The organism is Streptomyces sp. NPDC002896 (assembly GCF_040295225.1).
In the GTDB taxonomy this organism is placed as follows: domain Bacteria; phylum Actinomycetota; class Actinomycetes; order Streptomycetales; family Streptomycetaceae; genus Streptomyces.
The window spans coordinates 1-7,203 of record NZ_JBEOVA010000085.1 but is presented as its reverse complement, the minus strand read 5'-3'; the positions used below and the strand labels follow the sequence as shown (position 1 = coordinate 7,203).

Sequence of the window (7,203 nt, the reverse complement as noted above, 5' to 3'; positions counted from 1 at the left end):
GAGACAACACAACATGCCATCACTGCCGCACGACAGCGGAACTATGTCTGACCAGCAGAAACACAGCCGTCACTCTCGGAAAGACAACGGCTTCTAAAGCGTTGCTCTCAGATGCCGTTTGCGCCCCCTTTCTCCGACCCAATGGTTCGAGCCGGGTATAGCCCCAGGCCCTGCACCGCTACCTGCGCTGGCGCAACGCCAACGCCGTCCACCCCGACGTCCTCGCCGCCCAACGAAAGGAACCCGTATCCGTAGCGACAAGGGCATCCGCTGGGGTGGACGCCCCCTCGCACCCGCAGCCTGATCAACCCGGCGAAACTTCCCGGCCGGTGTCTGAGCTAGGACTCCAGGGCCTACTACGACAGATGCCGCTCCCATTGGGACAAAGGACCTAGAGGCCGCCCGGGCTGTGTGCCGTGAGCCGGATGTGCGGGTGCCTGGGGTTTTCCCCAGTCCCGGGGTCCACCGATCGGTGGACGCCAAGTTCAACCGAGCACCTCTGTCCGCCGACTTCCCTGCTCAGCAACGCTTTTGGGCATGGACTCATTCACTGTGCGCACGGCTCGCTGGAGCGCTCTGCACCCTTGGCGGGCCATCATCGGCTGGCTGGTGTTCGTGGTGCTCTGCCTGGGCATCGGCAGCGCTGTCGGCGTCAACAGCGCGAAGACCGCAGACTACCGGGTCGGCGAGGCCGGCCGGGCCGAGGCGATGGCCGCCGAGGGACACCTGGAGCGCCGGTCCACCGAGCAGGTTCTGATCTCCGCCCGGTCCGGCGCCTTGGACAAGGACGCCGCCGAAGCCGCCGCGAAGGACCTCACCGCCCGGTTCGAGCGGCTGCCCGAGGTTGAGAGCGTTGCCGCCCCGCTGCTGTCCGAGGACGGCGGGATCCTCATGGTCGAGGTGGCCGTGAAGGGCGAGGAGCGGGACGCGAAGGACAAGGTCGACGCGCTGCTCACGCAGACCGAGGCCGTGCAGAAAGCGAACCCCGGGCTGCTCCTGGAGGAGACCGGAAGTCCCTCCATCAGCAAGGGCGTCGAGAAGCAGCGCGGCGAGGATCTGGCGCTCTCCGAGGAGATCACGCTGCCCGTCACACTCGTCACGCTGCTGATCGTGTTCGGTTCGGTGACGATGGCCGGGGTGCCGCTGCTGCTCGCGCTGTCGTCGATCGCGGCGGCCGTGGGGCTCTCGATGGTGGTCTCGCATCTGTCGCCGGACACCGGGGTCGGCACGAACGTCATCCTGATGATCGGCCTCGCGGTCGGCGTCGACTACACGCTCTTCTACCTCAAGCGCGAGCGCGAGGAACGAGCCCGCTCCGGTGGGCGGTTGAGCTCCGAGGCGCTGGTGCAGCTGGCCGCGGCGACCTCGGGCCGGGCCGTCGTGGTCTCCGGGCTCGCGGTCGTGGTCTCCACGGCGACGCTGTATCTGGCCTCCGACGTGATCTTCTCCTCGCTGGCCACCGGCACCATCGTGGTCGTCCTGGTGGCGGTGCTCAGTTCCCTGACTGTGCTACCCGCACTCCTGGTCAAGCTCGGCAAACGAGCCGAGCGCACGGCGCGGCGGCGTGCCGAGCGCGGCAATCGCGTGCCGCGGAGCATGCGGGGCGACGGGGGCGGCCGGGTGTGGGCCGCGCTGCTTCGGCCCGCAAACAGGCATCCGGTGGCCACCCTGTGCGTCTCGGTCCTCGCTTTGCTCGCGCTCGCCACACCGCTGGCCGGACTGAAGATCACGGAGATGAGCCGGGACACACACTCCCGCGAGATCCCCGCCATGCAGGTGTACGACCGGCTCAACGAGGCCTTCCCCGAGCACCGGGTGACGCACGATGTCGTCGTACGCGCCGATGCCGCGCGCTCCGGCGAGATCACGGCGTCCTTGGAGGAGCTGGCCCGGCTGGCCGACTCCGACCCGCTGTTCACCGGCGAGTGGCGGATACGGACGTCAGACGACCGGCGGATCAGCGTCCTTGAGCTGCACGTGCCGCACCTCGGCAACACGGACGAGGCATACGACTCCCTCGACCACCTGCGGGACGACTACGTGCCCGCCACCGTCGGCCAGATCGACGGCGCCGAGTATGGCGTCAGCGGCGACGTGGCCCGCTACATCGACTATCCCGCACACCAGAACAGCAAACTGCCCCTGGTCCTCGGCGCGTTGCTCCTGGTGACCTTCGCGATGACCCTGTACGCGTTCCGCTCGGTGGTGCTCGGCCTCCTCGGTGTCGTACTGAATCTGCTGTCCGCGGCCGCGGCACTCGGGCTGCTCGTCCTGGTCTTCCAGGGCAGCTGGGCCGAGGGACTGCTGAAGTTTGACTCCACCGGGTCGATCGGGTCGCGGGTGCCGCTGTTCCTGTTCGTGATCCTCTTCGGATTCTCGATGGACTACCAGGTGTTCGTGGTGAGCCGCATCAGGGAGGCCGTGCTCGGCGGCGTACCGACGCGGCAGGCGGTACTGGACGGCATCCGCAGCTCGGCGAGCGTGGTGACCAGTGCTGCGGTGGTGATGATGACCGTCTTCGTGAGCTTCGTCTTTCTGCACATCATCGAGATGAAGCAGATCGGCTTCGTCCTCGCGGCGGCCGTGCTGCTCGACGCCTTCATCATCCGGATCATGATTCTGCCGGCGGCGATGCTGCTGCTCGGCGAGGCGAGCTGGTGGCCCTCGCGCGGGGTGCGGCGGCAGCCCCTCCTTCCTCACCAAGAGCCCGCGAAGTCGCCGGTGGCAGACGTACGTTAATGGCCATGACAACTCCTGCCGGGCAGGCCACCGACCCCTTCTGGGCCACCACACTCCGCCGCTGGAACGCGGTGTGCTGGGTGCTGTTCGCCGCGATGGCGATCGGGCTCGCCGCGATGGACCGGCCAGGGGTGAGCAAGTACTGGGCACTCGGACTGCTCGGGTCCCTGGTGCTCTGCTACGCGGTGGTCGACCGGTTCCCGGACAACCCGGTGCTGCGCCCGCACACGTATCTGCTGGTGCTCGTCGTCGGCCTCGGCGTGTTCGCGTATCTGCGCAGTTCTTTCGGGACGCTGTTCATGGTGACACTGCCGCACTTCTGGATGTTCAGCCGTACGCCACGGGCCTCGCTCGGATTTCTGGGGCTCGCCACCGGGTCGACGCTGACCGGGAGCTGGTTGCGACTCGGCCCTTCGCCGAAGTTCTTCGGGGAGACGCTGGTTCCCGTCGTGATCGTGGTGGCCGTCGGGATGCTGATCGGCCTGTGGGTGCACTCCGTGGTCGCACAGAGTCATGAGCGGGCGCGGCTGATCATCGAGTTGGAGCAGACACAGGCGGAGCTGTCAGCGGCGCATCAGCGCCAGGGAGCGGCTGACGAGAGGGAGCGGATGGCACGCGACATCCACGACACGCTCGCGCAGGGCTTCGCCTCGATCATCGTGCTCGCGGAGGCGGCGCGGGCCGGGCTGGACAGCGATCCTGCGCGCAGCGCGCAGCAGTTGCGGTCGATCGAGTCCACGGCGCGTGAGAACCTCGCGGAGGCTCGGGAGCTCGTCGGCTCCGCGCAGCAGCAGGGGCAGGTGGCGGCGGGATCGGTGGCGCGGACGCTGCGCCGGACCCTGGACCGCTTCGCGGAGGACACCAGGCTCGCGGTAGACGCGGACCTGGCGGACATCGAGTGCGACCAGCCGACCAGGATCGCGCTCCTTCGCTGTACGCAGGAGTCGCTGGCCAACGTGCGCAAGCACGCGCGGGCGTCCACGGTCGGCGTCGTGCTGGCCCGGCAGCCGTACGGGGTGGAGCTGGAGGTCACGGACGACGGGGAGGGGTTCGTCGTGGGGGAATCGGCGGGGTTCGGGCTGGACGGGATGCGAAAACGGCTGGCGGAGCTGGGCGGGGAGCTGACGGTTACCAGCTCGGTGGGGGACGGGACGCGCGTGCTGGCGACGATTCCGATGGATCCGGCGGATCCCGCGGACTCTGCGGAGAGCGAGGTGACCGCATGAGCGGCGGCAAGCTGCGCATCATCGTGGTCGACGACCACACGGTGATGCGGGCCGGCGTGGTGGCCCTGCTGGCCGCCGAGCCCACCATCGAGATCGCCGGCGAGGCGGGCGACGGCCGGGCGGCCCTCGAACTCGTCGCCGCGTACGAACCCGATGTCGCCCTGGTGGATCTGCGGATGCCGGTGCTGGATGGTGTCGCGACGACGGCGGAGATCGTGGCGGCCCATCCACGCACCCGGGTGCTGATCCTCACGACGTACGACACTGACGCCGAGATCGAGCGCGGCGTCGAGGCCGGCGCCATCGGCTACCTCCTCAAAGACACGACCCGCGAGCAACTGGTCGACGCGATCCACGCGGCGGCGCGCGGCGAAACGGTCCTGGCGCCCCGGGTCGCGGAAAAACTGGTTGCTCGTATGCGCCGCCCCGCCCAGCCGCCGCTCACCGCCCGCGAGGCCGACGTCCTCAACGCCGTCGCCGACGGCCTCACCAACGCCGAGATCGGCACCCGCCTGGTCATCGCCGAGGCCACAGTCAAGACCCACCTCCTGCGCCTGTTCGCCAAGCTGGACGTGAACGACCGGACCCGGGCGGTGGTGGTGGCGATGGAGCGGGGGTTGCTGCGGAGGCCTTCCTAGGGGTTGAGGAACATCGGAAGAAAAACGACGTCAGACCGGTCCCGCGATCGACGCTCCGTCAGGCGCCCACCAGGGCCGACGGATCCGGGCGTGAGACTGGTAAGCCCACATGTTGAGGTGTCGCGTATTCCAGCATGGACGGCTCTGATTGGCCACTCTGGGTGGCGATGGCGGTGTTCGCGGTCCGTCCTTGGGCAGGTAGGTTCACCGTGGTGCGTTCGAAGCACTTCTGGAGGGGGGCTTCTGCTGCTGGCGTAGGACAGATGCTCGCGGAATTGAAGGTATGCCCGCATCAGGTCCGCGATGGGCTCCGGGAGCGGGGAAAGTGGATCGCCGAGCCTGGCCGTGACGGAGGTGCCATCGTCGGTGAGGTCGTCGACGGTGAGGCGGACGATGCGAGTGACGCGCTGGGCGTAGAGGAGAACGAGCGCGGCCGCAGCCCGGCTCGGCGGCGGCAGCGAGTCGCAGTTCAGGACCGGTCGCAGCGTGGCGAGTCGATGGTGACCATGGGTGGAAGTGTGAGGCGGGGCAATCCGGCTGGTGCTCATGCACCGAGCGCAGAAATGCCTGCGCCGGACGCCGGGTAGCCAGCTTCTCGGTGTGCCAGGCGTCCACGTCGGCCTGGTGACACTTCTCGATGGTGCGGCCCCGGGCCGCGAGCCAGACAAAGGAAGGCACCAGCTTGGGTGACCTCCTGTTTGGTGTGGTTGGTCTGGGAGCGTCCCAGCGGCCCTCGGTCCGCCTTGGCTCGCAGACGCCGCATCTGGTGCCAGACGGCGAAGTGCCGGAGGAGCCGACGGTGCTCCGGGTCCTCGACGGTGTCGAGCCGTTCGGCCAACCACCGCTGGTAGAGCAGAATCTGCCGGTCGACACGCGGCAGGACGCCGCTGTCCATCAGCAGGTCGCGGAGGTGCACGACGCTTCGCCAGGGGGTCTCATGGTGCAGCCCTTCGTGGCTCAGCGGGATGCTGCCGGTGGCCAGACCCTGGAGGAGACGGACGACGTTGGGGTTGCGCAGCCAGGCCAACCGACTCTTGGGCTGGTCCATCTCCAGCAGGGCCTCGACCAGCGGCAAGAGCGCAGGGGCAACACGACCGGCGCCGTCGTCCAGGAGGCGGGCGAGCGTGTCATCGAGCGTGCAGCGCTCGCAGAGGCGTCCACCGAGCAGGAGCCCTTCGAAGCCGCAGCGGTCGCAGAAGAAGTCGCGGACGAAGTCGGCGCAGTCGCGGCAGATCGGTGTGCCAGCCTCGTCCCGTCCAGGCAGCAGCCTGTCAGTGCCGCAGTCTGGGCAGCGGCCGTGGACTCGCATCGCACGCTCGTAGCAGGTCCGGCAAGCGGCCGCCGCCCTGTCCAGCTCCGCGGAGCCGCCGAGCCTGCCTACTACGCCCCGAGGAGCTCGGCCGCGCGGAGAAAGAACCCAGACCATGAATTCACTCGCGACGGGAGGAAGCGGCCATGATCCGCGCACCTAACGTTTTCTATCAGGCTGGATCAAGCCCTTGGGGGGGAGCGTCCGCTGCGCCATCCCAGCGCAGGGATCGCCACACTTGCTGGGCCCAGGAGATGTCGTCCGCCGACTCGTAAGTGCAGAACACCCCGGCAGCGGTGCCGCCGGTCGGCACCGTGAATCCGTAGAGCTCGTGCCGCTCCCGGCCATGGTCGCGTGGGGTTAGCCAGAACGCGTGGCGCACCCCACGCGGCAGGTGTTCCGTGAGACGCTGGCCGGGCAGCCTGTCGGGGGCGCCGGCAAGCAGGGCGGCCAGGAACTCCTCGGGGGTACGGCCCAGGGTGTCGTCCGCAAACACGGTGACGGCCACGCTGCGCCCCAGCCCGGCGAACTGGTCAGCACCGTCGGCGAACCGGGCCGTCAGACCAGCGGTGCGCTCGACGGACCAGTGCGAGCCCAGGTCGGTGCGCACGGCAACGGGCAGCGGTTGCGGGAAGCGGCTGAGGACGTAGTCGCGGTCCCAGATGTCCTCCAGGACGCGTGCGGCTGTCGGATGGTGGCCGGCGACGAGGTAGGGCAGCTCACCCGGGTCGCTCACCCGGGCTGTGACGGGGGCGCCCAGCAGGGCTTCGCCCCATGGGCGGATAGCGTTGGCGATCGTCCCGCGCAGGGTCAGCTCCACGTAGGCGGGGTCGTCCCAGACGGCGTGGACATCCCGGAGCGTGGCGTCGGCGACCTCTAGCCAGACTCCGAGGACGAGTTCGGTCTCGTGGGTCAGTCGGACGGGGAGCAGGCAGCGGACGAAGGAGCCGACGCCGTCCACGCGAAGCAGGGCGGCAGGCCCGGGGCTGTGCCGGGCGTCCTCCGGAGCGGTGAGGGCCGCGTCAGGCAGGTTGAAGCGGACATCGATGCGCCGCTCGTCCGGGAGCGGCTCTCCGCAGCAGGAACAGGAGACCAGTGGGGTATTCACGCCGCGCAGCCTAGGCCCCTCGGCGGCCTCGAACAGCGGTCGGGGTGACGAGGGCAGTGCTGCAGTCTCTTGAACGGCCGAACAGGCCCTAGTGCCGCATCAGAGAACCTTTGCCCTGTTGTGATGTGACACGCCGTTCGGGTACTGGCCCGGACGGCGCGGTGTCGCCAGGCTGTCCGGGTG

At 68.9% G+C, this 7,203-nt stretch carries 5 protein-coding genes and 1 pseudogene; 4 read left to right on the top strand and 2 right to left on the bottom strand.

Features of this window, described 5'->3' with window-relative positions; translation table 11 throughout:
• Positions 1-164: 164 nt before the first annotated feature.
• From ABT009_RS47085 to ABT009_RS47070, 4 genes and pseudogenes are all read left to right on the top strand, one after another.
• A pseudogene (locus tag ABT009_RS47085) lies at positions 165-304 on the top strand (IS630 family transposase); the annotation flags it as partial.
• A 233-nt stretch (positions 305-537) separates the two neighbouring features.
• Complete coding sequence (locus ABT009_RS47080; protein ID WP_351309539.1) at positions 538-2,739, top strand: MMPL family transporter; 2,202 nt, start codon at positions 538-540, stop codon at positions 2,737-2,739.
• A 5-nt stretch (positions 2,740-2,744) separates the two neighbouring features.
• Positions 2,745-3,965, top strand: a complete 1,221-nt coding sequence (locus ABT009_RS47075; RefSeq protein ID WP_351309536.1) for a sensor histidine kinase — start codon at positions 2,745-2,747, stop codon at positions 3,963-3,965.
• Positions 3,962-4,603, top strand: a complete 642-nt coding sequence (locus tag ABT009_RS47070) for a response regulator (RefSeq protein ID WP_351309533.1) — start codon at positions 3,962-3,964, stop codon at positions 4,601-4,603. Before ABT009_RS47075 ends, ABT009_RS47070 begins: the two co-directional genes overlap by 4 nt.
• Before the next feature lie 544 nt (positions 4,604-5,147).
• On the opposite strand, the gene ABT009_RS47065 is transcribed toward ABT009_RS47070, so the two are convergent.
• On the bottom strand, positions 5,148-5,912 hold the full coding sequence (locus tag ABT009_RS47065; RefSeq protein ID WP_351309530.1) for a hypothetical protein: 765 nt from the start codon (positions 5,910-5,912) through the stop codon (positions 5,148-5,150).
• Positions 5,913-6,084: 172 nt separating this feature from the next.
• Positions 6,085-7,020, bottom strand: coding sequence for a DUF2199 domain-containing protein (locus tag ABT009_RS47060; RefSeq protein WP_351309527.1), 936 nt, complete (start codon positions 7,018-7,020; stop codon positions 6,085-6,087).
• Positions 7,021-7,203 lie beyond the last annotated feature (183 nt).

Coding starts and splice junctions, on each gene's coding strand:
- ABT009_RS47080 (WP_351309539.1), top strand. CDS start 538: ATGGACTCATTCACTGTGCGCACGGCTCGCTGGAGCGCTCTGCACCCT.
- ABT009_RS47075 (WP_351309536.1), top strand. CDS start 2,745: ATGACAACTCCTGCCGGGCAGGCCACCGACCCCTTCTGGGCCACCACA.
- ABT009_RS47070 (WP_351309533.1), top strand. CDS start 3,962: ATGAGCGGCGGCAAGCTGCGCATCATCGTGGTCGACGACCACACGGTG.
- ABT009_RS47065 (WP_351309530.1), bottom strand. CDS start 5,912: ATGCGAGTCCACGGCCGCTGCCCAGACTGCGGCACTGACAGGCTGCTG.